Consider the following 25,069-nt stretch of genomic DNA (forward strand, 5'->3'; position numbering starts at 1 on the left):
TGTTAGACTCAATGAAATGGTCGCATTCGACGCCAATGAAGCGCTGACGCCATGCCGCGAGGGTCGCGGCATCGGGGCCATTCTGTTCGACCGCGAGCGGCTGCGGCAAGCCGATATTGGCCTGTTCTCGCCCCAGCACTGGGGCAGCAAGGCCCGCCCGGTGGGCGAGGGCGGCCGCGGCAGCGCCTGGTTCGTCGATGCGCCGTTCGGTGCCAGCGTGCTGCGCCACTACCTGCGCGGCGGCATGGCGGCCCGGATCAGCCTCGACCAATACCTCTGGCGCGGCTCGGACCGGACCCGCAGCTTCGCCGAATTCCGCTTGATGCGCGCGCTGCGCGAGAAGAAGTTGCCGGTGCCACGGCCGATCGCCGCGTTCTACATGCGCGAAGGCCTGCGCTACCGGGCCGCGATCCTGATGGAACGGATCGAGGGCGTGCGCTCGCTGGCCGACCGCGCACTGGTTGCGGGCCGCGGCGCGCCCTGGGAGGAGGCCGGGCGGCTGATCGCCCGTTTCCACCGTGCCGGCCTGGACCATGCCGACCTCAACGCGCACAACATCCTGTTCGATGGCAGTGGCCATGGCTGGCTGATCGATTTCGACCGTGGGGTGATCCGCATCCCGGCCACCGGCTGGCGCGAACGCAACCTCAAGCGGTTGCTGCGCTCGCTGGTCAAGCTGCGCGGCGAGCGCAGCGTGGAAGACGTGCAGAAGGACTACGCACGGCTGCGCCGTGCCTATGACATGGCCTGGAACCGGGGCACCTGATGGACTGGTCGTTGCGTTTCCTCGGCGTCGGCAACGCGTCGGCGGTCGAGCTGGGATCGCCGATGTCGGTGATCGAGCGCGGTGGTCGCCCGTGGCTGACCATCGATTGCGGCGGTGAAGGCCTCACCGCGTTCAAGGCGCACTACGGGCACATGCCGCAGGCGCTGTTCGTCACCCATGTGCACCTGGACCATGTGGCCGGCTTCGAGCGCCTGTTCGTGGACACTTTCTTCAATGCGAACCGGCGCGGCAAGGTGCGCCTGTACGTGCCTGCCACGGTGGTGCCGCTGCTGCACAAGCGCATTGGTGACTATCCGAACGTGCTGGCCGAGGGCGGTGCGAATTTCTGGGATGCCTTCCACCTGATCGTGGTGGGCGAGGCGTTCTGGCATGAGGGGGTGCGCCTGGAGGTGTTTCCGGTGCGCCATCACTGGCCGGAGACGGCCTATGGCCTGCGCCTGCAGGGCGCGCTGACCTGGAGCGGCGATACCCGGCCGATTCCGGAGATGCTGGCGCGCTACGCCAACGACAACGAACTGATCGCCCACGACTGCGGCCTGCACGGCAACCCGTCACACACGGGCGTGGACGACCTGGAGCGTGAGTACAGCATCGAACTGCAGGCGCGGATGATGCTCTACCACTACGCCAGCGTGGCCGATGGCCAGGCGCTGGCCGCGCGCGGGCACCGCGTGGCGCAGCCGGGGCAGTGCGTGCCGCTGGCCGACCCGACCGCGCCGCACGTACTGGTGCAGGATCCGCCGTGAGCAGGACCGGCCAGCCCGCCGATGCGGCGCGGGCTGCCGAACTGGAGGCGCTGGAGCGCGCGCGGTAGTAGCGCGGGGCCATGCCCGGCAAAGGGCGCCAACCAGGGTTGGCATCTACCAGAGGCGAGGGCGTCGCCGGAAAAGGCGGTGGCCCCGCCGGCTGGCCTCGGCGCCCGCGTCGATCGATACCGTTGCTGCCTTCCGGCCCTGGCGGGGTTTTCGACCTAGCGTCGCGAGGGGCCGACGGGGCCACCATAGAGACGTTGGCCGCCCGGTGGGCGGCCAGTTCACGGATCAGGGGAAGCAGCGCGCGATGCGCCGGAGACCACAGCCGGACCGCACATCGGTTTACCGATGGCAGACCCCCATTCTAGCGCAGGCCGGGCCATCGACGCCAGCTTCACGCACTGAACCGGCTGTAACCCGTTCCTGGCCACGGCGGCCGGGCGTGGCCCCCGTTGCTAGAATGCCGGCCAGGAGGAACGACCTCCCCCACATCGGGAATCAAAGACCAGGACGGCCTGGCCCTACCAAGAGGAGGGCCGTCATGGCCTGGATCTATCTATTGTTTGCCGGCCTGCTGGAAATCGTCTGGGCCGTATCCATGAAGCAGTCCGAAGGCTTCACCCGGCTCACCCCCACCGTGGTCACGATCATCGGCATGATCGCCAGCTTCTGGCTGCTGGCGGTGGCCATGCGCAGCCTGCCGCTGGGCACCGCCTATACGATCTGGACCGGCATCGGCGCGGTCGGCGCGTTCGTGGTCGGCATCGTGTTCCTGGGTGAGCAGGTCAGCCCGATGCGGATCGGTGCAGCGGTGCTGATTGTTCCCGGCCTGGTGCTGATGAAACTCTCCAGTAGCTGAATTATTTACTCATGGCGGGGATGGATTCCCCGCCACATACAGCGATATGCATTTTCGGCAAAACCATTCTGCTGGCCTCTTTTATTTGACGTGCGTCATGAAAATAACGCGCGCGATTCACATGCCGCTGGCACCGCCGGTCGCACAGTGCCGCCATTCGTCGGGCGAAATCGGGGAGTTTTCGCCTTGAGGGACACGCTGACGTACCTGTCCCTGGGTGCGATCAGGTGAAGATGTGAAGATTTTCAGGAGTTAATGCCTTCAGGCCTTGTTCCCGTATCGGGAGCAGGGGTGGCCCGCATTGTCTCCAAAAAAACCTGCCAGCTGTGCCATCCGGTCTTTTCATGGAGATTTACCGATGAACCGCATTTACCGTCTGGTTTTCAATCGTGCCCTTGGGGTAATGCAGGTTGCTTCGGAGGTCGCCCTGAATCCCGGGGGGAGCGCGGTCAGCGCAGGGCGGATACCGCGATTGCGGACGCACCAGCTGGCGGCGGCATTGGCCGCCACACTGGCCAGTGGATCGGCATTCGCGGCGTGTACGGGTACCACGACCGTAAACTGCGACAGCACCACCACCATCAACAATTACTCCAACGCGACCAACGGCCTCACGCTGAACATCGCTGCGGGTGCATTGCTGCGTACGCCGCCGATCGTAGGTGGAGGCAACGCAGCAACGCTGACCGGCGACAACGTGACGGTCAACAACAATGGCACGATCGATCCGAGCTCGATCGTCCTTGCCTCGCCCGGCCTGGTCATCGGCAATGGTTCCGCCAACAACAGCGCGATCGTCGTCAACAACAACGCCAGTGGACAGATCAAGGGTGTCGTCAACATCGCAACGCTGCTGGGCTTCGGTGGACAGGCGCTGGTGGCACAGAACGTCAACGGCACCACCACCATCAACAACGCCGGCCTGATCAGCACGTCGTTGATCGGCGCAGGCAGCGTTTCCGACGCGACCACGGTGGTGACCTACGGTGGTGCGGCAGCCAATGTGACCAACACCGGCACCATCGACGGGCGTGTCGGCCTGGGCGCTTCTGGCGGTAATACGTTCCTCAATGCAGGGGCGGTCAGTGGCAGCGTTCACCTGGGTGATTCAACCGGCGGCAATACCTTCACCGCAGTGTCGGGTTCCAGCGTTGTGGCCGGCGGTGGCACCGCCCTTGCCGGCGTGATTACGGGTGTTACCGGGGTGAAGGTTGCGGCAGCGGGAACGGTCGACGCGGGTACCGGCAGCGGTGCGGGCAACAACGCGCTGGTGCTGCAGAACAGTTCCGCCGGTCCCGGGTCAGGCACCGGCGGAGCGGTGACCACACTGGGCTGGAACCAGTACCTCAACTTCCAGAAGCTCACCGTCAACAGCGGTACCTGGAACCTGCAGGGCGCATGGGGCGCATCCGGCCCGACGACGCTCAATGATGGCCTGGTCAATTTCAACAATGCCGGTTCATTCGGCACCGGGCTGTTCACGGCCAACGGCGGTGCCATCGCATCCTCCACGGCCGGTCTGAATCTGGTCAATGCGTTCAACCTCGGCGGCAATCTATCCCTGGCCGGGACCAATGCGTTCGGCTTGAATGGCGTGCTTTCAGGCGCTGGTGGGCTGACGGTCAGCAACACCGGCATTGTTACTCTCGGCGGCGCAAACCTGTTCTCCGGGGGCGTCAACCTCAATGCCGGCGGCCTGCTGCTGGGCAATGCCGGTGCACTCGGCAGCGGCAACCTGACCGTCGGTGGCAGCGCCTCGCTGGATACGACGGCAGGCTTCACCCTGGGCAACAACCTGGTGGTCAATGGCGGGGGCTCGCTGAACCTGCTGGGCAGCAATGCGCTGACATTGAGTGGCTCGATATCCGGTGCCGGCAACGTGACCAAGAACGGTGCCGGCACGCTGACCTTGAACGGTGCCAATTCGCTGAGCGGCAGCTTCAACCTGGCCGGGGGCACGTTGGCGCTGGGCGCGGGCGGCAGCCTGTCGCCCACCGGTGCGATCTCGCTGGACATTGGCACCAGCCTGGATCTTTCGGCGGCGGCCAACCAGACCATCGGCTCGCTGGCCGGCCTCGGCGGTTCGGTCAACCTCGGCAGCCACACCCTGACCCTGGGCGGGCTGGGCAATACCAGCTACAGCGGCACGTTCGCCGCAGGCACCGGCGGCCTGATCAAGGTCGGCACCGGTGTGCAGACCCTGTCGGGCGTCAACAGCCTCACGGGCGGTGTTGCGCTCAACGCCGGTGGCTTGTTGCTGGGCAATGCCGCCGCGCTGGGCAGCGGTACACTCTCTGTCGGCGGCAACACCACCTTCGACGGCACCACGGCGCTGGCGCTGACCAATGCTGTCAGCCTCGCATCGGGTGCCAGCCTGAATCTGCTTGGCGGGCAGGCGCTGACGTTCAACGGGGTGATCAGCGGCGCTGGCGGCCTGATCAAGGATGGTGCATCGTCGCTGACCCTCAACGGCGCCAATACGTTCGGCGGTGGTCTGGCACTCAACGCGGGCAGCCTGGTGCTGGGCAACGGCGGTGCACTGGGAACCGGGGCACTGAACGTCGGCGGCGCGGTATCGCTCGACGCCAGCGCCGGGCTCGCCGTGGGCAATGGCATCACGCTTGGCGCCGGTGGTTCGCTCAATGTGCTGGGCTCGAATGCGCTGACGCTGGGGGGTGTCATTGGTGGGGGCGGCAGCCTGGTCAAGAACGGCGCTGCCACGCTGACGTTGGGCGGCGCGAACACGTTCACTGGTGGACTGGCGGTAAATGCCGGAACGGTGGCATTGGCCAGTGGTGGCAGCCTGGCGGCGACCGGCGCGGTCAGCCTCGCCGGCGCTGGCAGTGCACTGGATATCTCGCTGGGTGGCAACCAGACCATCGGTGCATTGTCCGGTGTGGCGGGCAGCACCCTGGCGCTGGGCAGCAGCACGCTCACCTTCGGTGATGCCACCAACCAGACCTTCGCCGGCGTGATCGGCGGCACCGGTGGGCTGATCAAGCAGGGTACCGGCGTGCAGACGCTGACCGGTGCCAATACCTTCAGCGGTGGGGTGAATCTTGCGGCCGGTGGCCTGGTGCTGGGCAACGCCGGTGCGCTGGGAAGCGGTGCGCTGACGGTCAGTGGCAACGGCTCGCTGGACGCCACTGCGGCGCTGAACCTGGGCAATGCGATCAACCTCGGCGCGGCCCTGACCCTGCCGGGCAGCCAGGACCTGACCCTGGGCGGCAACATCACTGGCACCGGCAGCCTGGTCAAGAATGGCGCGTCGACACTGACCTTGAACGGCACCAACACTTTCAGCGGTGGACTGAACGCAAACGCCGGCAGCCTGCTGCTGGGCAACAGCGGCGCGCTCGGTACTGGAATACTGGGCATCGGCGGCAACGTCACGCTCGATGGCAGCGCCCCGTTGAGCCTGACCAACAATGTTGACCTGGGCGCGGGTGCGGCGCTGTCGTTGCCGGGCTCGCAGGCGATCACGCTGGGTGGCGTGGTGTCCGGTACCGGCAGGCTGGTGAAGAACGGTGCCAGCACGTTGACCCTCAACGGCGCCAACAGCTTCGGTGGTGGGCTCACCGTCAACGGCGGCGGCGTGTTCCTGGGGAACGCCGGCGCACTGGGCACCGGTGCACTGTCGGTGGGCGCCACTGCCACGCTGGACAGTTCAGCAGCGCTGAACCTCGCCAACAACGTCAACCTCGGGGCAGGCGCGGCGCTGGATCTGCTGGGCAGCCAGGACGTGTCACTGGGCGGTCTCATCAGTGGCACTGGCAGCCTGGTCAAGAATGGTACGGCCACGCTGGCGTTGAATGGAGCCAACACCTTCAGCGGGGGTGTCGGCCTCAACGCGGGCCTGCTGCAGCTGGGCAATGCGCAGGCACTGGGTACCGGCCAGCTGGACGTGGGCGGTAACGCTTCGCTGGATGCAACGTCTGCACTCACCGTAGGCAACCTCATCGGCCTGGCCGCCGGTGCGAATCTCTCCGTGCTGGGCGGCAATGACCTGACGCTCACCGGTCCGGTATTCGGTGCCGGTGGGCTGATCAAGGACGGCGCGGCCCGCCTCACTCTGTCCGGCGCCAACCTCTACACCGGTGGCACCACCATCAACGCCGGCACGCTGGCGCTGGGGGCGGGCGGCAGTCTTGCCGCGGCCGGCGCGGTGGATCTTGCGGGTGCCGGTGCGACGCTGGACATCTCCGCAGCCGGTACGGCGCAGGCCATCGGCGCGCTGAACGGCGTGGCAGGCAGCCAGGTGGTGCTGGGCGCGCAGTCGCTGACCTTTGGCGGCGCCAGCAGTGGCAGCTTTGCCGGCGTGATCGATGGTACCGGCGGCCTGATCAAGACCGGTGCCGGCGTGCAGACGCTGTCCGGTGCCAATACTTTCAGTGGTGGCCTTGCACTCAACGACGGTGGCCTGATTCTCGGCAACGCCAGCGCACTCGGTACCGGTGCACTGGGCATTGGTGGCACGACCACGCTGGACAGCACCGTGGCGCTGAACCTGGCCAACGCAGTGAACTTCGGTGCCGGTACGCAGCTGACCCTGGGCGGCAGCAACGATCTCACCCTCGGTGGCGTGGTGGCCGGCAATGGCAGCCTGATCAAGAACGGTGCGGGCCTGCTGACCCTCAACAACACCAATACCTTCGATGGCGGCCTGACCTTGAACGGCGGTGGCCTGGTGGTCGGTGCGAATGGTGCGCTCGGTACCGGCGCGCTGGCGGTGAATGCCAGCACCACGCTGGACGCGGGCGCGGCAGTGACACTCGGCAATGCGGTCACGCTGGGCTCGGGCGTCGTACTGACGTTGCCGGGCAGCAATGCGCTGACGCTGTCGGGCGTGGTCGGCGGCAATGGCAGCCTGGTCAAGAATGGTGCCACCACGCTGACGCTGTCCGGTGCCAACACCTACAGCGGCGGTACCACCATCAATGCCGGCACGTTGGCGCTGGGCGCGGGCGGCAGCCTTGCTGCAGCGGGTGATGTCACGTTGGGTGCAGGCGCTGGCTTTGATATTTCCGGTGCCGGCAGCAGCCAGACCATCGGCGCGCTCAACGGTGCGGGTGGCAGCACCCTGGCGCTGGGCGGCAATTCGCTCACCTTCGGTACGGCCGGCAACGCCGCGTTCGATGGCGTGATCAGTGGCGGCGGCGGTCTGATCAAAGCAGGCGCGGGCGTACAGACGCTGTCCGGTGCCAACACGTTTGGCGGCGGCGTAACGCTCAACGCGGGCGGACTGGTGCTTGGCAATGATGCGGCGTTGGGCACCGGTGCATTGACCGTTGGTGGTGCCGCCACGCTGGATACCACCGGCCTGGCAACGCTGGCCAACAACATCGCGCTCAACGCCGGGCTGACCGTGCTCGGGACCAATGCACTGACGCTCAACGGCGTCCTGTCCGGGGCCGGCAGCCTCACCAAGAATGGCAGCGCGACGCTGACCTTGAACGGCGCCAACACCTATACCGGTGGCACCAACATCAATGTCGGCACGCTGGCGCTGGGGGCCGGTGCCAGCCTGGCGGCGAGCGGTACCGTGAACCTCGCCACGGGTGCCACGCTGGATCTGTCTGCCGGCAGCGGCACGCAGCAGTTCGGCACGCTGGTCGGCAATGGTACGGTGAACCTCGGTGCCAACTCGCTCGAGGTCGGCGGCGCCACCGATGGCACCTTCAGTGGCTCGATCGCAGGCACCGGTGGCCTGACCAAGGTGGGCGCGGGCATCGAAACGCTGACCGGTGCCAACACCTACACCGGCGGCACCTTCATCAACGCTGGCACGCTGGCGATTGGTCCGGGCGGCAGCCTGGCCGCGACCGGCGCGGTGACGCTGAGCGCTGCGGGCACCGGCTTCGACATCTCCACCGCAGGTGCCAACCAGACCATCGGATCGTTGAACGGCGTGGCCGGCTCGACGGTGAGCCTGGGGGCACAGACGCTGATACTCGGTGGTGTGGGCAACAGCCTCTTCGATGGCGCGATTTCCGGCACCGGTGGCCTGGTCAAGAATGGCGCCGGCATCCTCACGCTGGGTGGCGCCAATCTGTTCAGTGGTGGCGTTGCACTGAATGGCGGTGGCCTGGTGGTCGGCAACAGCGCTGCGCTCGGCAGCGGCGCGTTGACGGTCGGAAGCAACGCAACGCTGGATGCAACGACCGGCGTCAGCCTTGCCAACAACATCGGGCTGGCAGCGGGTGCCAGCCTCGATCTGCTCGGCAGCCAGGCGCTGACGCTGGGGGGCGTGATTTCCGGCACGGGCGGACTGATCAAGGACGGTGCGGCCACCGTAACCCTGAGCGGTGCCAACACCTACACCGGGGGGACCACCATCAACAGCGGCACACTGGCAATCGGTGCCGGTGGCAGCCTCGCCGCAACCGGTGCGGTGAACCTGGCCGGTGCGGGCACGCTCGACATCTCCGCGGGTAACCAGGCCATCGGTTCGCTGGCCGGCGTTGCAGGCAGCACGGTGGCGCTGGGCGGCAGCACACTGACCCTGGGCGGCACCGTGGACAGCACCTTCAGCGGTGTGATCGGCGGCAGTGGCGGCCTGATCAAGAACGGTGCGGGCGTGCAGACGCTCAATGGCGCCAACACTTTCAGCGGTGGCGTGGCGCTCAACGCCGGTGGCCTGGTGGTCGGCAACAATGCTGCGCTGGGCACCGGTACGGTGACGGTCGGAGGCGCTGCGACGCTCGATTCGAACACTGCGGTCATCCTCGGCAACAACTTCATCCTCAGCAACGCGTTGACCGTCCTGGGCAGCAACAACCTCACCCTCAACGGCAACCTGAGTGGTACCGGCAGCCTGACCAAGGAGGGTGCCGCGACGCTGACCTTGAACGGCACCAACACCTATACCGGCGGCACAAACATCAACGCTGGTACGCTGGCACTGGGTGCAGGCGCGAGCCTGTACGCCAGTGGCATCGTCAGCCTTGCCTCGGGGGCGACCTTCGATCTGTCGGCAGGCAGCGGCACGCAGCAGTTCGGTACCCTGATCGGCAACGGCACGGTGAATCTGGGCGCCAACACGTTGACGATCGGAGACGCCACCAATGGCACGTTCAGTGGCTCGGTGGCCGGCTCCGGTGGGCTGATCAAGGAAGGCTCCGGTACCCAGACGTTGACCGGCACCAACACCTTCACCGGTGGCACCACCATCAACGCCGGCACGCTGGCGATCGGCGCCGGTGGCAGCCTCGCTGCGACGGGTGCGGTGAACCTGGCCAACGCCGGTACCACCTTCGACATCAGTGCGGGGGGCGCGCAGGCGATCGGTTCGCTGGCAGGCGTGGCAGGCTCTTCAGTGGCGTTGGGTGGCAGCTCGCTGACCCTCAATGGCGTGGGCAATACCACGTTCGCCGGCACCATCGGAGGTGCAGGGGGGCTGGTAAAGAACGGCGCAGGCATCCAGGGCTTGACTGGCGTCAACGTCTTCACGGGCGGCGTGACCCTCAATGCCGGTGGCCTGCTACTGGGCAACGACGGTTCGCTGGGAACCGGTGCGCTGACCGTAGGCGGCAACGCCAGCCTGGATGGCACCAGCGCGCTGACGCTGGCCAACACCGTGCAGCTGGCCAGCGGCACGCTGACTCTGGGCGGCAGCAACGCACTGACCTTGAACGGCCCGATCAGTGGTGCCGGTGGCCTGCTGAAGGATGGCGCGGCGACAGTCACCCTGGGCGGTGCCAGCAGCTATACCGGCACCACCACCATCAACAGCGGCACGCTGGCAGTTGCGGCCGGCGGCAGCCTGTCCGGTGCCAGCACGGTCAACCTGGCCGGTGCCGGTACGCTGGATATCAGCGCCGGTGGCAGCCAGAGCATCGGAGGCCTCGCTGGCGTGACCGGTTCCAGCGTGGTGCTGGGCGGTGCAACCCTGACCACCGGCGGCAACAACGGCAGCACGACCTTCGCCGGCGTGCTCAGTGGTACCGGCGGCCTGGTGCAGAGCGGTACCGGCACGCTGACCCTGAGTGGCGACAACACCTATACCGGAGGCACCACCATCAACGGTGGCAGTACGCTGCAGATCGGCAACGGCGGCAGCACCGGTTCGGTGCTGGGCGACATCACCAACAACGGCAGCCTGGTCTACAACCTGGGTACGACGGCCACCGTGGGCGCGGTGGTCAGCGGCAGCGGCGGCTTGACCCAGGCCGGCAGTGGCACGCTGGTGCTGACCGGCAACAACAGCTACACCGGTGGAACCACGATCAATGCCGGTGGCACATTGCAGATCGGCAACGGCGGTGCGACCGGCGCGATCGTCGGCGACATCACCAACAACGGTGCGCTGGTATCCAACGTGGCCGGCAACACCACGCTCGGTGGCACCATCAGCGGCAGTGGCGGCCTGACCCAGGCCGGCAGCGGCACGCTGACCCTGACCGGCAACAACACCTATACCGGCGGCACCACCATCAGTGCCGGCGGCACGCTGCAGGTGGGCAATGGCGGTGCGACCGGTGCGATCACCGGCAACGTTGCCAACAACGGCAGCCTGGTGTTCGACGTTGCGGGCAACACCACGGTCGGCGGTGCGATCAGCGGCAGTGGTGGCCTGACCCAGGCGGGCAGCGGTGTGCTGACCCTGGTGGGCAACAACACCTACACCGGTGGGACCACCATCAATACCGGCGGCACGCTGCAGGTGGGCAACGGCGGCGCGACCGGCGCCATCGCTGGCGACATCACCAACAATGGCGCGTTGATTTCCAACGTGGCCGGCAACACCGCGCTGGGCGGCACCCTCAGTGGCAGCGGCGGCCTGATCCAGGCCGGCAGCGGTACGCTGCTGCTGACCGGGACCAACACCTATACCGGCGGCACGACCATCAACGCCGGCAGTACGCTGCAGCTGGGCAATGGCGGGGCAACGGGCTCAATCGTCGGTGATGTCACCAACAACGGCACGCTGGTGTCCAGCGTGGCGGGCAATACCACGCTGGGCGGCACCATCAGCGGCAGTGGCGGCCTCACCCAGGCCGGCAGCGGTACGCTGACCTTGACCGGCAACAACACCTATACCGGCCCGACCACGATCAACGCGGGTGGCACGCTGCAGGTAGGCAATGGCGGTGCGACCGGTGCCATCGGCGGCAGCGTCACCAACAACGGCAGCCTGGTGTTCAACGTGGGCGGCACCACCACCGTCGGCGGTGCCATCAGTGGTAGCGGTGGTCTGACCCAGGCGGGCACCGGTACCGTGATCCTGGCCGGCAACAACACCTATACCGGCGGCACCACCATCAACACCGGCGGCACACTGCAGGTCGGCAATGGCGGCGCCAGCGGTGCGATCACCGGTAATGTCAGCAACAACGGCAGCCTGGTGTTCAACGTCGGCGGCAACACCACGGTGGGCGGTACCATCAGCGGCAGTGGCGGCCTGACCCAGGCCGGTACCGGCACCGTGACCCTGACCGGCAACAACACCTATACCGGCGGCACCACCATCAACGCTGGCGGCACCGTGCAGGTCGGCAATGGTGGGGCCAGTGGCTCGATCACCGGCAACATCACCAACAACGGCGGCCTGGTCATCAACACCGGTGGCACCACCACGCTTGGCGGCAGCATCACCGGCGGCGGCAGCATCGTGCAGGCCGGCCCGGGCACGCTGAATCTGGGCGGCAACAGTGGTGGCTTCAGCGGCACCGGCCAGGTCACCGGCGGCGGTTTGAATGTCACCGGCACGATCGGCGGCCAGTGGACCATCGGCAGTGGTACGACCCTGTCCGGCACCGGCACCATCGGTGGTACCGGCGGTGGCGTGACGGTGTCCAGCGGCGGCGTGCTGTCGCCGGGCAATGGCGCGGGCAATGGCAGTGGTGCAGGCAATGGCACCGGCACGATCACGGTGGGCGGCAATCTGAACCTGTCACCGGGCAGCACGCTGGGCATCGACCTGGGCGCCACCGGCAGCGACACGGTGCAGGTGGGCGGCAGCGCGAATGTGGGCGGCAGCACCGTGCGGGTGAATACCATTTCGCCGAGCACCAGCTACCAGCAGGGCCAGCAGTACACGGTGGTCAATGCGGGCGGTGGCGTGAGTGGGCAGTTCGCCTCGGCAACCTCGCCGTCGGCCTTCCTGACCATCACCCCGGTCTACACCGCCAACACGGCCAACCTGCAGATCGACGTGGCACAGACCGCAGCGTTCACCACCGTGACCAACACGCGCAACCAGTACAACACCGCCGCGGCGCTGGACAGCCTGCCGCAGAGTGGCGCGGCTCTGGGCCTGTACAACACGGTGCTGATGTATGACGCCGGCACTGCGCGCAGCGCATTCGAACAGCTCTCCGGTGAAGTGCACGCGGCCAGCCGCGCGGTGCTGCTGTACGACAACTACCTGGAAGAAGGCATCCGCCAGCGACTCGGCAGCGAGTTGCCGACCGTGCGTGGCGAGCGCGCTTCGGCCTGGTTGGCCGGCAGCGGCAAGGTGTTCAGGCAGGACGGCGACGGCAATGGCGATGAGATCCGCGCCAATCGCAATGCGTTGATGGCCGGTGTCGACTGGCAGCTGGGCGAGCATGTGGTGCTGGGTGCAGCGGCCGGCAATGAGCGGCTGGATACGCGGCTGTATGATCGCAGCTCGCGGGCCCGCCTGCGTGGCCACACGTTCGGCCTGTATGCACAGGGACAGTGGAACAACGGCTTCGCGGTGGGTGGCAGCGTGTCGCGCGGTGACTACCGGACGCGCACCACGCGTGAAGTGCCGTTGTTGGGCCAGACCCTGTACAGCCGCCAGGATTCGGATGTGACCATCGCCCAGGTGGAAGGCAGCTGGACATGGACCCATGGCAGGACCCAGCTGCAGCCCTATGTGCAGTTCACCAAGCACTGGGTCGACAGCGATCGTGCGGTGGAGCAGGGCGGCAGCGCGGCACTGGTGCTGGAAGGCGGCAAGGACACGCTCAATGTCAGCACCGTGGGCGTGCGTGGGCGTTGGGACGTGGGCAGCGGCGAGCGCTTCCCGGCGCAGCTCACGGTCGGCCTGGGCTGGCAGCACGCCTCGGGTGACACCGATGTGGCCAGCCGCAACCGCTTCGCGGTGGGCGGCGACGCCTTCGATGTCTACAGCGCGGTGATGGCACGCAATGCCCTGGTCAGCCAGGTGGGTGTGGCGGTCGGCCTCGGCCGCAACAGCCAGCTGTCGATGTTCGTGCAGGGCCAGCATGGCGATGGCCGCCGCGATGTCGGCGGGCAGATCAACCTGCGCGTCGGGTTCTGAGGGAGCAGGCGGGCGGTAGAACCACGCCCTGCGCGGATGGCACCGGGGCGGGAGCGCTAGAGCTCCCGCTCCATTTCAACGGCGTCGATCCCGGCGCCATGCCCATCGGGCACGATGCGCGCCACCTGGAAACCCAGGCCGGCATAGAAGCCCTGGGTGTGCTGGCTGGTGCTGAGCGCGATGCGCTTGATCGAGGGATCCGCTTCGGCCTGGCGCAGGCGCGCGAGTGCCAGTGTGCGGCCCAGCCCCTGGCGGTGCAGCGCGCGCTGCACCATGCCCCAGCAGAAGCCGGCGCTGCCGTCGCCACGGCGCGAGAGGCCACCACAGGCGACGACGTTTCCATCGCGCTCGATCACCTGGAATGCACAGCCCGTGGCCTGCTCGCGCAGGAAGCGTTCGAAGTCGCTGCGCTCTTCGGGCGCGAAGTAGGTGGGTACGTTGCTGTCGAAGATCGACAGGCAGGCGCGTGCGTCGGCGGGTTGGTAGACACGAAGGCTCATGCAGCCACCATAGCGTGCGGAGGGGGCTGGGTGGCCTCTGGGTTATGCTGTCGGGCAACGGGAGTGACCGCACGGCAGGATCCGCCGGCCCCATTCGTCTTCCCGCCTGCAACGGAGCTGCCCAGCGATGCCCGACCCTTCTTTTTTCCGGACTGCCCAGCTGATGCGCGGTCTGCTGTTTGGCGTGGTGGGTCTGTTGATCCTTGCCGTGGCCGCCTTCGAGGTGACACATCGTCTTGAGTTCCTGGAGGTCGCGCAGGCCGTTGATGGCCAGGTTGAGCGCCTGAACGCCGGCGGATCGCATCCGCAGGTCGCGTTCACCACCGCGACCGGCCAACGCGTCTCGTACCCGCAGGGCGGCATGATCTTCGGCTATGAGCCTGGGCAGCCGGTACGCGTGCTTTACGACCCGGCGCAACCGCGGCTGGAGCCGGTCCTGGATACGTTCGGTGCGCTGTGGGGAATGACGGTCGTGTGGGTGCTGCTGGGGCTGGCGTTCGTCGGCGCCTGCGTGCGGAGACTGCTCCGGCGCAGATGACCTGCGGCGGATCGCGCGCCGTCGGCGGGCGGGCCGTTGGACCGGCCACGACGGCAAGACCTGTTCAGTCCGGTAGTAGCTGCGGCGATTCCCGCCAGCCAAATAAAAAAGCCGCCCACTGGGCGGCTTCTTCATTTATCTGGCGGAGAGAGGGGGAGGTACTGATCCGGAGACCTCTCTCCCTGACTGCTCGCAGATCGCAAACCGGACGTGTGTCCTGTGTTGTGTCCCGCCCATCATAGCCGCCCAAGACTGCGCAGTGTGCAGGTCCAACGATTTCCCCTGGAGATCGCGGGACGCAGTTGGAACACGGGCAGGGGCTGTCTTGATCGAGGATCCCGTCAAGCTGAATGCGCCTATCTTGCATTGGGCGCTGGAGGCCATATGATCAGCGGCATGAAGCACTTCTTTAGCCAGTTCACCATCGCCAAGCGCGGGCAGAAGGACACCTTCTACGAGGTCAACCGAGATGGTGCCCTTGTGCTTAACCGTGACGGGCTTCTCAAATCTGGCAGGATGAACCGCCAGCTTGATGCTGCACGCGATCTCCGTGACCTCAAGGTCGCCGCCGACAAGGGCCGCTCCTCGAAATGACGAGCCTAGCCCTGCTGGCCGTTCTATTGGCTGCGGGCTGGTATTTCTATCGGCAGTGGCGATACACGCGATTTGAAGCACTGCACCATCCGGGGCACCCCCAGTATTTCGGCGCTGCTCTCTGCTCGGTCTACTTGTTCGGCATCAGTGCCGGGCTGCATGCTTTGGCGGCGCGGCATTCCACCTACAGCTTGTATCTAGGCAAGCTCCAGGGAATGTTGCCCCTTCAGATGAGCGATAAGCAGTCGGCCGAAGGGCTGACCCTGCATCTGGCGATTACCCTCTGGTGCCTAGCCCTTGGGGCCGCGCTTCCCATCCTGCTCAACGATCCGTTGGTGCGAATCCGATCACTCGCGCAGTTGATTGCCTCGCGTCACGGCGCTATCGACGCCATCGAGAGCCTTGCTATCAAGTGCGAAGAGGATGGAACCTTGGTTGCGTTGACCTTGGACAACGGCAAGGTTTACGTCGGCCTGTTGGACGAGTTCACGGGCCCGAGGGTGGGGAAAGAGTGGGTAGGCATGACTCCCGTCGCGTCAGGCTACCGGGATGAGAAAGGGAAGCTCGTCTTCACTACCTACTACGACATCAAGCTGCCGGATGACGCGACCATGGAGATATTCCAAGTCATTGTGTCGATGAAGCAGATCATCTCCGCGCAGGCGTTCGATCTGGAGCTCTACAAACAGTTCCAGCAGCCAGAGGCTCACACTCAGGCCATGGCCGACAGGAAAGAGCTTGTGCCTCAGCGTTCTTCTTTAGCGGTGGACAATACCCGGCACGCCTTCTATTTAGGGCTGCCAATCTTCCTGCTTCTTTCGCCTTACGTGGGCTTGAAGTCCACCATTGGTGGACTGAGCATGGTCATTGCGGCAGGTCTGTCCTGCATCGCGGCTGAGAGGCTGCGACGACGGCAGGTGAAGCCTGGAGCGGACGTAGGCTCCACTGCCCTAGAAACTGATGAGGTGCATTTCGTTTAGTCGCCGCGCGCTCGATTTCCTCGAGGCACTGAATGGCACGCGAAGAATAGGGGCCCCAAGTGTCGCCGGCAATGCCTACGCGCTGTTAATCGTCCACCTTAGCGAGCCATTTGGAAATGAGCTGGTGAGAGGCGCTGTCTGGATCCCTCAAGATGGAGATGGTGTCCGTCATGGTGGTCTTCTCCCATTTTGCAGGGTGGGTGACAAGATCCGCGTAGTAGCCCAGCACTTCGACCTTTCGGAAGTGGCGAAACCACACCCCTAGCTCTTCTTTTGGAGCTCTGATGTAGTTGTACGGTCCTGTGACCCGGACTAGGGCGCAGGGATAATGGTGGGCAACGACCAAGATGACGTCTCCCACATCCATGCAGTGGGCGAAATCCCAGTAGTCTCGCTGGCTCTGGTCGATGTCTTGTTGCTTCACATCGGTCAGATCTCCGGGCGGCTCCGCGAAGTCCAATCCTACATACCCGAGGCCCAGCGATCGGGTGGTGTGGCAGACCGCTCGTGCGCTTTCCGAAGGATGCAGCTGCATGCGCCAAAACGTCATACAAAACCCTTTTCTAGCGTTTGGAGAGAAGGAAGGCATTGTTAGCCTTCCCTATCTTACTGAGCGATCCCGCTCGGCGCGAGACAACTCCCGGGCTGCTAGCCCGGGCCGCCGCAGCAACGCTGAAGGTATCGCATGCCTAACCATGCGTATCAATCAAGGCTGGGGAATCATCAGCTTTGAATACAGGACCAGCAGAAACATCGGCAGTCCACTGATGAGGGTCATGGCCCCGACAGCGCCCATCAGGGTGAGGATGGTCATGGCCCACCACTGCCACCAAGCGAACCCCTTATCCCGCGCCTGAGCCACTCGAGCTTCGGCCGGGTAGAGGCGTTCTACCCTTCGTGTTCCTCGCCGGGCCATAAACGGCCCGACAAGGAACCCAAAGGGTCCAGTAAGAAGCAGGGCACCCAAATACCACCAGAAGAACCGGTTCCGGGGCGTCATGAGCTTGCGCCGTGCGGTCACCGGCTGGTCAAGCAGAGGGGGAGGGGGCATGCTCATTTGGCGTAGGCCTTCCAAGTCCCGTCCTCTTTGACGTAGCGCAGGTTTTTGCTAACCGGGATAGGGACCTGACGCCCACCGATATCGATGGACACTTTCCCGGCCGTGTCGCAGCGATAGCCCGACATGTCCTGGGCTTCCATGCACCCGTCGAGCTTGAAGTCGTGGATGCTGGTGATCTGGCCCGCCCCGCTCTGGGTGAGAAGGGCCGCCAACGCCTTCTCGGCATCGCGATCAGATGGCGGTCCGCCGCAGGCAGTCAGTGCAAAAGCGGTCGCCAAGCCGGCGAAGGCAAGCTTCGGTGCTTTCATAGTCATTCCTTGGTTGCGAGGGAGGGGCGGCGGCGGGCCGCCCCGAACGGGGAGAGAAAGAGACGGCTTAGCGGTCTCGGTTGCCTTCCGGTTTGAAACCGGCGATCCACATGCGGCCGTCTTTGAACGGGGTCAGCATCCCCGAGGGGCCGGGGTGGAGATCTGCTGTCTGGATAAAGCCGCTGACCCAGGCAACCCGGAGCGCCACATCAACGGCCTTGTCCGAAACACCCGGGCGGCTGACGTTGACAACAAACGGCTGACTGGGCGGGTTGGGACCTGTGGACCGGCCGGCCCCAGTGTTCGGTTTACTTGCCGGCACCCGAACGCCATTGAGATTGTCGCGTCCCTTCCAGAGGGCTGCGGTGTTGAACTCTGCTGTGTCGCCAAGATCGTCCGTCACCGTCACCGGTGCATCTGCGCAGGTCCGGAAGGTCTCCGTGGTGGACGCGGAGGGGCTGGTCCAAATCCGAGCTTCGACCGTCCAACACGGCAGCGTTGTGCCCCACTCAAGGTAGGTCAAAGCGACCCGGGGCCAATCGAGCCGACCCTGCTGTGCGAGCTGGTGGTTGTCGCCCTTGAAAAGTCCCTGAATCTTTCCAGCCCCGGTGACCGGAGTGTAGATCGGCTGATTGCCAGGGGCTTGGCTTGCGGTGGCCCCGGTGGGCTTCACCCCAATCATCTGGCCGCCGGCATCCTTCAGACTCTTCCCCAACTGCCGGAAGAAGCCGGGCTGTTCCGCCTGCTGGGCGGACTGGTTGGCTTCCTGGGCTGATGCGATCTGGCTACTCAGCGACAGCGCGGCCGCCAGAGCGGCGGCCATCCTTGTGGTGTCCTTCATTAGGTGCCCCTGTAGACCGCCACGCCGGCGGCATTTACGATAATCGCAGATGTGCAATCGGGTTCCAACCGTCAGACTTGGGAGAAGTTCAGCTGTGGTGCAAGAACCCGGATGCCGCAACCCAAGACGCCAGCGACGGTCTATGGCAAGCGCCTGCGCAGCGCGCGGGTGGCCAAGGGCTGGACGCAAGCCCAGTTGGCGGAGCGGATTGGAATGGTCGACTCCGTCTCGGGAGCGACTCGGGTGAGCCGATACGAGACGGGCCAACACGACCCCGACCCGGCGACGTCTCAGGCGTTGGCTAAAGCATTGGGTCTGCCGGTGGCATATTTCCATGCCACCTCGGATACGCTGGCTGAAGTCATTCTGCTCGTGTCGAAGTTACCGGTCGCTAAGCAGAAGGAGGCGCTTCAGCGCCTTAAAGACATGGTCTCCAGAATGGACATTGGGCGCTGAGAAAGCCTCGCTCCGTTATGTAGCCACTGGCTTGCCTGTAGTGCGGGCCTCCGAAAAGCGAGTCGCTATTCGATCAATCCTTTCATGGCGGCGATGCAAGGCGCTCTCATACAGGCGTGGTGATTTGGCTAAAGTTCTCGAAGCCGTTGTCGATACCCTTCTGGATGGACCAACGGCTTCTGTAGATGATTTGCCGGCAGCCGGTTGGCTTTATGAAAACCCAGGAGGCGAAAAATGCACGACGCAGACAAGGACGAAGACGCCCAGAGCCAGGCTGACGGCAAGTCGAGTCCTATCCCACCTTTCGGGGACAGTTCCCAGGGGCACTTAGTGACAATCCTGGCTGGTGCACTAGGAAGTGGGGTTTGGGCAATCGGAAGCGAGGCAGCAAGGGTGCTGTTGACTGCCGTAGCTCAGTTCGAGTGCCATCAAGGCGACAGTTGGCACCTTGATCGGTCCTTGGTCTCGGGCGATACGGTGGAATCTCTTGTTCGCACGGGGAAAAGCAGGGCCATCGACGTCGCAAGGGCATGCGCGCTTGGAGCAGAGCTGCTGTGGCATGCTGACGCCTTCGAGAGGCATGCTGCATTCGTGCGAGAGCGCGAGGTGGAGCTGATTAGAATCCTTCTAGATTTCCTTGAGAGCAATGGAGAGGGTGAGCAAGTGCGCGCGCTCCATGAATCTTTGCTCGAGAGCTTCGCTGCGGCTTTCAAAGCCGAGTTAAACGCTTCGTTGCCACTGAAGGAATACTTGAAGTCGCTGCCGAGACGAATCTAAGCGTGCCCCTGAAACGTGTCAGTGAACATGTCGTCGATGGGGCCGCCCTTGGCTTTCGATTCGCGATGATTCTTCCCGCGCCCAAGCCTTTTTCTTAAAGCTAAGAGTTCGTCAGAGGAAGCTCCCCCCTAAGAAGGGGGGGCTTGGCATAGACTGGACTGAAGAGTCAACGCGGATCGAAGAGACGGCGGAACTACTATTCGGGCACGCAGAGGTGCTTTAGCTCGGCTACCCCAAAGCTCATGGGTAGAACTTGCTTGGGTCAGACAGCTGATCGGCAAACTGGCCCCGCTGATACTTAGGCAGTTCGACGCTCGGCTGGTAACGCTTGATGGTGCGAATCTTCTTCTTCTGAGCGTATGCCGGTTTCTTGTGGAAATACGCCTCGTGCAGGACAGCGACCCTTTTGTTAGCTGAGTGACCAGTGATGAGGGCAATGACCTCGTCTGGGATGTCCTGGTGGTGAAGCTCGGTTGCTAGCGTATGGCGGAACGCGTGGAAGCCGACGCCTTTTTTGAAGCCTAAGCGTTTCATGTAAGTGCTGAACTGGTTGAGCGCGGCTTGGCTGTAACGTGCGTTCGAGTCGCCTGTCTCACGGTTCACGCCGGCGGAAAGGTGGGGGAACAGGCGCGGGTGTCCGCACTGGCGTATGTCTTCGACGTAGTCTAGGAAGCCGGCGTCGATGAGCGGCTGCGCGATCGGCACATCCCGGACGGCCGACTTGCCTTTTAGGCGTTGGCGACTTCTTCCTCGACTCTTGTGTGCCAGGTCTGGGTCGATCGTGACCCGGATGCGTATCCACCAGATGCCGGCGTCGTGCACGATGTCGGCCACTTTCAGTTGCGCAACCTCGTTGATCCTCGCGCCGGTGTATAGGCCGATCATGGGCATCCACCACCGGTGGGGATGACACTTCGCCCACGGAATGAAGTTCTCAGGCGCGAAGATCTTTTGGAGGTCCGCTTCGTCAAAGAGCCTCTCTGCTTTGTCGGCGTCTACCGCCAGATCGTCTTTGAACTTCTTGAAGCCGGCCATGGGGGACGCTGGGATCGCGTTGGCTTCGACTAGGCCCTTGAAGAAGGTCGACAGGAAACGCCGATGCTTTTCCAATGTCTTGGGGGCCAGGGGAGGAACGGCCAGCTCCTTGCCGAGCGCGACGGCCTGGTCATACGTGTAGTCGCGATACTTGGGGTCGGAGAGAAGCAACGGGGGAGCCCACCGGAGCAACTCCCACAGACGATAAATATGGGCATGGTCGATGCGCGAAACGGGGATGTCGCCGCAGGTCAGCTTAAGCAAGTTGAGGGTGCGGAGCGTAGATCCGGTTGTGTCCTTGGCCAGATTACGGTCGTCTCTGGACCTCACGTAGTCGGCGATCTCGACAGACAGCAGGCGAGGGGCGGAGGCAATGGGCAGCGGGGCGGGATACTGGGTGCATCCATTGGCTCGACGACTGCGACGCTGGCGGTCATCGGCTCGGTCCAGCATTTCCTGGGCGTGGATGGCTGCCTCACGTCCGGTGATGTTCAGCTCTTCGATACGAAGGTTGCCCATCTGGACGCCCTTGAGCTGGAGGGTGCCCATGGGGTGTAGGAGATATTGGTGGAGGTGTTCTAAAGCGGGGGAGGGCATTGCTTGGCTTCCATCGGAACGATGGAAGTACCAATAAGACAGCTCAAAAAATGGTCAATACAAAATCGTCGGCGACTTGAATGCCGTAAGCGTTGCCACGGTCAAGGGCGGATTCAACGAAGCGCCAAGTTTGTACCGGTGTCTTTTCCAAGGTTGGATCTTTATATATCAATGACTTGGGCGTTGAGGGGGAGGGAAACCTCGGAGTCATTTTGGTACTGTTTAACTGAACTAAGCTAACGATTCATCTTTTGAATGATGAATGCAAGATAAACGGGCGAAAATATTGATGAGCCGTAACCAGTGTTTTTCCTATCATCCGGCTAGCCACATATAGTGGCTAGGAGAGACGTTATGGCGAAGAACGAGCAGACGAGCCCGAAGGCGGCGAAGGCCGCAAGTGCAGTTTTGCGTGACGATCGAACCGGCAGTAAATCCAAGACGGCGGCCGGCTCTGCCCTGAGCCAGGCCCCGGACAAGGGCAAGAAGGGCAAGAAGTAGTTTCAAGGGCCGGCACCAGTCGGTGCCGGTTTCTATCGCACCACAGGGCAAGGGAGCCAAGATGACAGGGATTGCGTTGCTTCGCTCGTCATCCAGCGGTGAGTCAACACCAGATCTGAATAAGCACGAGTGGACCGATGAAGTTCGATTCCTCCCGTATTGCGGTGACCTTTACTGGGATAGCATGAACGGGCAGCGGATCCTGCTGTTGGGGGAGTCGCACTATCGGAAGGAGGGGGTGGCCGATTCGCTTGATGTGACCCGGTCCTTCACTCGAAATACTTTCCGGGGGATGGCAGAGCCGGTCCGGGAACGCGAGGACAGTCCCTTCTTCAGGGCGCTGGACCTGGTGCTCACCGGGCGACAAGACTTCCAACCGCTGGAAGCTGCGGACGCATGGCGGCGAGTAGCCTTCGCCAACCTGTCTCAAGCCTTCGCCGGCTCCCAGGCCAATCACCGCCCCCGCAATGAGGCGCTGAGGAAGGGTGGTGACGTGCTGGTCGGGGAGATATTGCCTGTTCTTAGGCCAACTATTGTCCTCGTCCTGGGCGGGACCACTTGGCGGTTCCTTCGGCATGGCCGCCGCGAGGGAGGCATTCCTCCATTTGTGGCGGAGCAGGTGAACCGTGGCGACAGCAAAAGGCGATACCTTGAAAACCGAGATGTGTGGTCGCTGGATTATGTCGGGGGCTCAGCGCTCATGACCTGGGTCTATCATCCCTCTTGGAATGTGGACACGTGGCAGGACAGGGCCGGAGCACTGCGTTTCCTGGCATCCCTGCGGTGCCAGCCCTGAGAGTGGTAAGAGTGGCTTTTGGGTCGAGGACTAGTGCATGAGCGAATCAGCCGAAGTGTCAAAAGTGGTCCGCAAAACTGCTCAGAGTGGCAAGTTGGACTATGTCCCTGTCGTTGTCCTCAACGAGAACACGAGGACCAAGCTGCACGTGGTCGGGTGGCTGATTCCTCACACTAACCACACCGAGTTCTCTATAAAGCTCGAGGGTTTCAAGAAGACCAAAGCCTCGCCCTGGGAGGAGGATCCGATCAAGACCATCACCTTGACCGAGACCTCCACGCTCAAGCTGTTCAAATACCTTCAGACTCACCTGCCTTTGGCCCAGCAATCTGAAGCAGGGGAGTTCATTCTCATCAGGGCGGCGAACGGCACCGTCGACCTCACCGGGCATGACCCGCAATCCTTGGTCGGCGCGCTGACCAAGGTGTTGTCGCAAGCAGAGCTCGTCAAGCACTTGGCCAGCACTGAGCTGACACATGAGTTGACCGAGGCGCTTCGGGGATCCATTCGGCTCAATGAGATGCGCTCAGCGGTTGCTGAGCTACGGTCCACCTTGGGCCGTGGTGAGTCGGCTGAGCAGGTCTACCAATCTTGGTGCGAAAGGCACTGCTGGGCCTTTGGGAACGCCTACGTGGTCAGGGACGAGGTGAGGGCAATCACCACAGGAGACAACATCGACTTGATGTTGCCTAGCGTGATTGCTGGGTATCGAGACATCGTCGAGCTGAAGCGGCCGGACATGGATGTGCTGCTGTATGACAGGGCGCACAAGAACTACTACTTCTCTGCGGACGTATCGAAGGCCATTGGCCAGTGCCACCGTTACCTGGATATGCTTCATGACTTCGCAGACAAGGGATTGGTTGACCACAAAGAGGTAGTGGCTTACCACCCCAGGGCCACAATCGTCATTGGACGCTCTCATGACTGGACGGATGAGCAGCAGCGAGCACTTCACGGCCTCAATCGGCGTATGCATGGAATCACGGTCATCACTTACGACCACCTCCTGGCTCAGGGTGAGCGGTTGATAGAGATGATGGTGCCGACGGCGGGCCTTGAAGCTGCGGCGGTCGAGGCCGTCGAACCCGACGACGACATTCCCTGGTAGGCCATGACCAGGTATAAAGAGATTTCCCAACCCGCCACGAAGGACGTCGAGATGAGCGTTGCAGTCTACAAAGATACCCCTCATCTAAAAGTATGCGAGGGAAGCTCGGAGTTGGGCTCGACTCCATACATCTCGTTCGAGGAATATTTGACTATTCCAGGACTGGAGGACGCGGATATTCGCTTGGAGTTTGCTAACAAGCCGGGTCTGGAAGAAGTGGAAGACCTGCGGCGCAGGCTGAAGAGCGCCGGGCTGGTCTTTGTGGTCCAGCGGAGAACCTAGGCTGCCCGGAGGGGAAGAACGGGATGTGGCTGCCCTGAAGGCAGCCCGCCGTTCTCGTATCAAAGGGGGCGCTCTGCCACGGGCTTAGGGGGAGAGAGATGGATCATTTCGAGAACGTAGTGCTGGACTTTCTCCGGGCAGACCGGCGGTTGTTCATCAATGCGCAGTGCTGCATCCAACTGAACCCTGGCAGCAATCCTGATACCAGTGGGCCTCACTGGTATTGCGACGCGGTGGCTGTGAGTGTTCGTGACCGAGCGGCTTACCTTTGCGAAATCTCTTATGCGGTCCGCTTGCCTGCATTGTTGAACCGCCTGAAGAGCTGGGACCAGCATTGGCTTGGATTAAAGGAGGCGTTGGCTCGGGACGGTGGTATCCCCCTTGATTGGACGCTTCAGCCATGGCTATTCGTTCCCAACGACCGCATCGAGCGCTTGCTTTCGGGCGCACGTGCGCTATCACTGATGCCAGAGCCGCGGATAACGGCCTTGGAGGATGTCCTCCCTTGGCGCTACCGATCTTGGGACCGTGGAGACTATCTGGATTCTGGCCGTGACTGACTTCAACCTCAAAGCGCCTAGCTTTGCTTTGCTCCAAGCTTCCATGGCTTGTTGGAAATGTGGCTCAGGAACCTTGGTCACTGCCATCTGGGTGGCTCGCCTCACAGAGTTCGATGAGGAGGGCGAACTGGAGGTGGCTGATGCTGCTGTCCTGCAATATGTCGAATCCTTGGACGCCGCAGTGCAGACGTTCGTCGTCCAGTCCGCGCCACTCCTTCGCATCGGACGGTCGCGGACTGCCGGCAGCAACTATTGGGCCAACCATTGTTCTCACTGTGATGCCCTTCAAGGGGACCACTTCGTGATGGGCGTAAATGGGCCGTTCTTTTTCCAGTCCCAAGAAGAGCTGGCTTCGTTGACGGTTCGCCAGGGCGGCAGCGGTCTTAGGGCGTCTGCCGGTTATTCGGAGTCGGGGTGGATGACACAGATCCCTCGGTTGCTGGGAGGCGCAAAGTAAAGTCCGTGGACCGCACGAACTATCGGAGGC

Annotated in this window: 21 protein-coding genes and 1 other RNA gene; 15 read left to right on the top strand and 7 right to left on the bottom strand. The window is 63.6% G+C overall.

From position 1 onward, the window contains the following. Positions 1 to 16: 16 nt before the first annotated feature. Together ROV93_RS12740 and ROV93_RS12745 are read left to right on the top strand one after the other, a co-directional pair. Positions 17 to 766 (top strand): 3-deoxy-D-manno-octulosonic acid kinase, encoded by a 750-nt coding sequence (locus ROV93_RS12740; protein WP_072168257.1) that lies wholly within the window; start codon positions 17 to 19, stop codon positions 764 to 766. Next, on the top strand, positions 766 to 1,533 hold the full coding sequence (locus ROV93_RS12745) for an MBL fold metallo-hydrolase (protein ID WP_072168256.1): 768 nt from the start codon (positions 766 to 768) through the stop codon (positions 1,531 to 1,533). Before ROV93_RS12740 ends, ROV93_RS12745 begins: the two co-directional genes overlap by 1 nt. A gap of 156 nt (positions 1,534 to 1,689) precedes the next feature. On the opposite strand, the gene ffs is transcribed toward ROV93_RS12745, so the two are convergent. After that, positions 1,690 to 1,780: signal recognition particle sRNA small type (gene ffs, locus ROV93_RS12750), an RNA gene on the bottom strand. A gap of 300 nt (positions 1,781 to 2,080) precedes the next feature. On the opposite strand from ffs, the gene sugE reads away from it, so the two are divergent. Both sugE and ROV93_RS12760 read left to right on the top strand, forming a co-directional pair. Next, the gene (gene sugE, locus ROV93_RS12755) at positions 2,081 to 2,398 is read left to right on the top strand and encodes a quaternary ammonium compound efflux SMR transporter SugE (protein ID WP_072168255.1); all 318 of its coding nucleotides are present in this window, start codon (positions 2,081 to 2,083) and stop codon (positions 2,396 to 2,398) included. A gap of 358 nt (positions 2,399 to 2,756) precedes the next feature. Continuing rightward, the gene (locus tag ROV93_RS12760) at positions 2,757 to 13,646 is read left to right on the top strand and encodes an autotransporter-associated beta strand repeat-containing protein (RefSeq protein ID WP_072168254.1); all 10,890 of its coding nucleotides are present in this window, start codon (positions 2,757 to 2,759) and stop codon (positions 13,644 to 13,646) included. Positions 13,647 to 13,702: 56 nt separating this feature from the next. Here ROV93_RS12760 and ROV93_RS12765 read toward each other — a convergent pair whose 3' ends face one another. After that, entirely contained in the window at positions 13,703 to 14,146 is a 444-nt protein-coding gene (locus tag ROV93_RS12765; RefSeq protein WP_072168253.1) for a GNAT family N-acetyltransferase, read from the bottom strand. A 127-nt stretch (positions 14,147 to 14,273) separates the two neighbouring features. On the opposite strand from ROV93_RS12765, the gene ROV93_RS12770 reads away from it, so the two are divergent. The 3 genes from ROV93_RS12770 to ROV93_RS12780 all read left to right on the top strand — a co-directional run bounded on the left by ROV93_RS12770 (position 14,274) and on the right by ROV93_RS12780 (position 16,258). Further along, entirely contained in the window at positions 14,274 to 14,684 is a 411-nt protein-coding gene (locus tag ROV93_RS12770; RefSeq protein ID WP_269777698.1) for a DUF3592 domain-containing protein, read from the top strand. 384 nt (positions 14,685 to 15,068) lie between these two features. Continuing rightward, positions 15,069 to 15,278: a hypothetical protein gene (locus tag ROV93_RS12775; RefSeq protein WP_065183764.1), complete on the top strand. Its 210-nt coding sequence runs from the start codon at positions 15,069 to 15,071 to the stop codon at positions 15,276 to 15,278. Next, entirely contained in the window at positions 15,275 to 16,258 is a 984-nt protein-coding gene (locus ROV93_RS12780) for a hypothetical protein (protein WP_065183765.1), read from the top strand. Before ROV93_RS12775 ends, ROV93_RS12780 begins: the two co-directional genes overlap by 4 nt. An 85-nt stretch (positions 16,259 to 16,343) precedes the next feature. On the opposite strand, the gene ROV93_RS12785 is transcribed toward ROV93_RS12780, so the two are convergent. The 4 genes from ROV93_RS12785 to ROV93_RS12800 form a co-directional block, all read right to left on the bottom strand. Further along, positions 16,344 to 16,793, bottom strand: a complete 450-nt coding sequence (locus ROV93_RS12785) for a hypothetical protein (RefSeq protein ID WP_065183780.1) — start codon at positions 16,791 to 16,793, stop codon at positions 16,344 to 16,346. Positions 16,794 to 16,964: 171 nt separating this feature from the next. Beyond that, a complete protein-coding gene (locus tag ROV93_RS12790) occupies positions 16,965 to 17,309 on the bottom strand; it encodes a hypothetical protein (RefSeq protein WP_065183766.1) in 345 nt (114 codons plus the stop codon). A gap of 2 nt (positions 17,310 to 17,311) precedes the next feature. Continuing rightward, positions 17,312 to 17,626 (bottom strand): hypothetical protein, encoded by a 315-nt coding sequence (locus ROV93_RS12795; RefSeq protein ID WP_065183767.1) that lies wholly within the window; start codon positions 17,624 to 17,626, stop codon positions 17,312 to 17,314. A 67-nt stretch (positions 17,627 to 17,693) separates the two neighbouring features. Next, complete coding sequence (locus ROV93_RS12800; protein ID WP_065183768.1) at positions 17,694 to 18,467, bottom strand: hypothetical protein; 774 nt, start codon at positions 18,465 to 18,467, stop codon at positions 17,694 to 17,696. A 111-nt stretch (positions 18,468 to 18,578) separates the two neighbouring features. Here ROV93_RS12800 and ROV93_RS12805 point away from each other — a divergent pair, with 111 nt between their 5' ends. Together ROV93_RS12805 and ROV93_RS12810 are read left to right on the top strand one after the other, a co-directional pair. Beyond that, positions 18,579 to 18,923: a helix-turn-helix transcriptional regulator gene (locus ROV93_RS12805; protein ID WP_065183769.1), complete on the top strand. Its 345-nt coding sequence runs from the start codon at positions 18,579 to 18,581 to the stop codon at positions 18,921 to 18,923. A gap of 234 nt (positions 18,924 to 19,157) precedes the next feature. After that, positions 19,158 to 19,700, top strand: coding sequence for a hypothetical protein (locus ROV93_RS12810; RefSeq protein ID WP_065183770.1), 543 nt, complete (start codon positions 19,158 to 19,160; stop codon positions 19,698 to 19,700). 240 nt (positions 19,701 to 19,940) lie between these two features. Here ROV93_RS12810 and ROV93_RS12815 read toward each other — a convergent pair whose 3' ends face one another. Continuing rightward, a complete protein-coding gene (locus tag ROV93_RS12815) occupies positions 19,941 to 21,332 on the bottom strand; it encodes a site-specific integrase (RefSeq protein ID WP_065183771.1) in 1,392 nt (463 codons plus the stop codon). Between the two features lie 354 nt (positions 21,333 to 21,686). On the opposite strand from ROV93_RS12815, the gene ROV93_RS12820 reads away from it, so the two are divergent. The 6 genes from ROV93_RS12820 to ROV93_RS12845 all read left to right on the top strand — a co-directional run bounded on the left by ROV93_RS12820 (position 21,687) and on the right by ROV93_RS12845 (position 25,039). Continuing rightward, complete coding sequence (locus tag ROV93_RS12820; protein ID WP_158230178.1) at positions 21,687 to 21,833, top strand: hypothetical protein; 147 nt, start codon at positions 21,687 to 21,689, stop codon at positions 21,831 to 21,833. Positions 21,834 to 21,894: 61 nt separating this feature from the next. Next, a complete protein-coding gene (locus tag ROV93_RS12825) occupies positions 21,895 to 22,629 on the top strand; it encodes a hypothetical protein (RefSeq protein ID WP_065183772.1) in 735 nt (244 codons plus the stop codon). A 37-nt stretch (positions 22,630 to 22,666) separates the two neighbouring features. After that, a complete protein-coding gene (locus tag ROV93_RS12830; RefSeq protein ID WP_065183773.1) occupies positions 22,667 to 23,740 on the top strand; it encodes a Shedu anti-phage system protein SduA domain-containing protein in 1,074 nt (357 codons plus the stop codon). A gap of 51 nt (positions 23,741 to 23,791) precedes the next feature. Beyond that, positions 23,792 to 24,022 (top strand): hypothetical protein, encoded by a 231-nt coding sequence (locus ROV93_RS12835; protein WP_134971706.1) that lies wholly within the window; start codon positions 23,792 to 23,794, stop codon positions 24,020 to 24,022. A 98-nt stretch (positions 24,023 to 24,120) separates the two neighbouring features. Beyond that, on the top strand, positions 24,121 to 24,582 hold the full coding sequence (locus ROV93_RS12840; RefSeq protein ID WP_081284568.1) for a hypothetical protein: 462 nt from the start codon (positions 24,121 to 24,123) through the stop codon (positions 24,580 to 24,582). Then, positions 24,575 to 25,039, top strand: a complete 465-nt coding sequence (locus ROV93_RS12845) for a hypothetical protein (protein ID WP_231110313.1) — start codon at positions 24,575 to 24,577, stop codon at positions 25,037 to 25,039. Before ROV93_RS12840 ends, ROV93_RS12845 begins: the two co-directional genes overlap by 8 nt. Positions 25,040 to 25,069: the final 30 nt, after the last annotated feature.

It is taken from the genome of Stenotrophomonas maltophilia group sp. msm4 (assembly GCF_032025605.1).
Taxonomy (GTDB): domain Bacteria; phylum Pseudomonadota; class Gammaproteobacteria; order Xanthomonadales; family Xanthomonadaceae; genus Stenotrophomonas; species Stenotrophomonas sepilia.

What these genes read in the sequence shown, in the direction of transcription:
- ROV93_RS12740 (WP_072168257.1), top strand. Translation starts at nt 17, where the DNA reads ATGGTCGCATTCGACGCCAATGAAGCGCTGACGCCATGCCGCGAGGGT.
- ROV93_RS12745 (WP_072168256.1), top strand. Translation starts at nt 766, where the DNA reads ATGGACTGGTCGTTGCGTTTCCTCGGCGTCGGCAACGCGTCGGCGGTC.
- sugE (WP_072168255.1), top strand. Translation starts at nt 2,081, where the DNA reads ATGGCCTGGATCTATCTATTGTTTGCCGGCCTGCTGGAAATCGTCTGG.
- ROV93_RS12760 (WP_072168254.1), top strand. Translation starts at nt 2,757, where the DNA reads ATGAACCGCATTTACCGTCTGGTTTTCAATCGTGCCCTTGGGGTAATG.
- ROV93_RS12765 (WP_072168253.1), bottom strand. Translation starts at nt 14,146, where the DNA reads ATGAGCCTTCGTGTCTACCAACCCGCCGACGCACGCGCCTGCCTGTCG.
- ROV93_RS12770 (WP_269777698.1), top strand. Translation starts at nt 14,274, where the DNA reads ATGCCCGACCCTTCTTTTTTCCGGACTGCCCAGCTGATGCGCGGTCTG.
- ROV93_RS12775 (WP_065183764.1), top strand. Translation starts at nt 15,069, where the DNA reads ATGATCAGCGGCATGAAGCACTTCTTTAGCCAGTTCACCATCGCCAAG.
- ROV93_RS12780 (WP_065183765.1), top strand. Translation starts at nt 15,275, where the DNA reads ATGACGAGCCTAGCCCTGCTGGCCGTTCTATTGGCTGCGGGCTGGTAT.
- ROV93_RS12785 (WP_065183780.1), bottom strand. Translation starts at nt 16,793, where the DNA reads ATGCAGCTGCATCCTTCGGAAAGCGCACGAGCGGTCTGCCACACCACC.
- ROV93_RS12790 (WP_065183766.1), bottom strand. Translation starts at nt 17,309, where the DNA reads ATGCCCCCTCCCCCTCTGCTTGACCAGCCGGTGACCGCACGGCGCAAG.
- ROV93_RS12795 (WP_065183767.1), bottom strand. Translation starts at nt 17,626, where the DNA reads ATGAAAGCACCGAAGCTTGCCTTCGCCGGCTTGGCGACCGCTTTTGCA.
- ROV93_RS12800 (WP_065183768.1), bottom strand. Translation starts at nt 18,467, where the DNA reads ATGAAGGACACCACAAGGATGGCCGCCGCTCTGGCGGCCGCGCTGTCG.
- ROV93_RS12805 (WP_065183769.1), top strand. Translation starts at nt 18,579, where the DNA reads ATGCCGCAACCCAAGACGCCAGCGACGGTCTATGGCAAGCGCCTGCGC.
- ROV93_RS12810 (WP_065183770.1), top strand. Translation starts at nt 19,158, where the DNA reads ATGCACGACGCAGACAAGGACGAAGACGCCCAGAGCCAGGCTGACGGC.
- ROV93_RS12815 (WP_065183771.1), bottom strand. Translation starts at nt 21,332, where the DNA reads ATGCCCTCCCCCGCTTTAGAACACCTCCACCAATATCTCCTACACCCC.
- ROV93_RS12820 (WP_158230178.1), top strand. Translation starts at nt 21,687, where the DNA reads ATGGCGAAGAACGAGCAGACGAGCCCGAAGGCGGCGAAGGCCGCAAGT.
- ROV93_RS12825 (WP_065183772.1), top strand. Translation starts at nt 21,895, where the DNA reads ATGACAGGGATTGCGTTGCTTCGCTCGTCATCCAGCGGTGAGTCAACA.
- ROV93_RS12830 (WP_065183773.1), top strand. Translation starts at nt 22,667, where the DNA reads ATGAGCGAATCAGCCGAAGTGTCAAAAGTGGTCCGCAAAACTGCTCAG.
- ROV93_RS12835 (WP_134971706.1), top strand. Translation starts at nt 23,792, where the DNA reads ATGAGCGTTGCAGTCTACAAAGATACCCCTCATCTAAAAGTATGCGAG.
- ROV93_RS12840 (WP_081284568.1), top strand. Translation starts at nt 24,121, where the DNA reads ATGGATCATTTCGAGAACGTAGTGCTGGACTTTCTCCGGGCAGACCGG.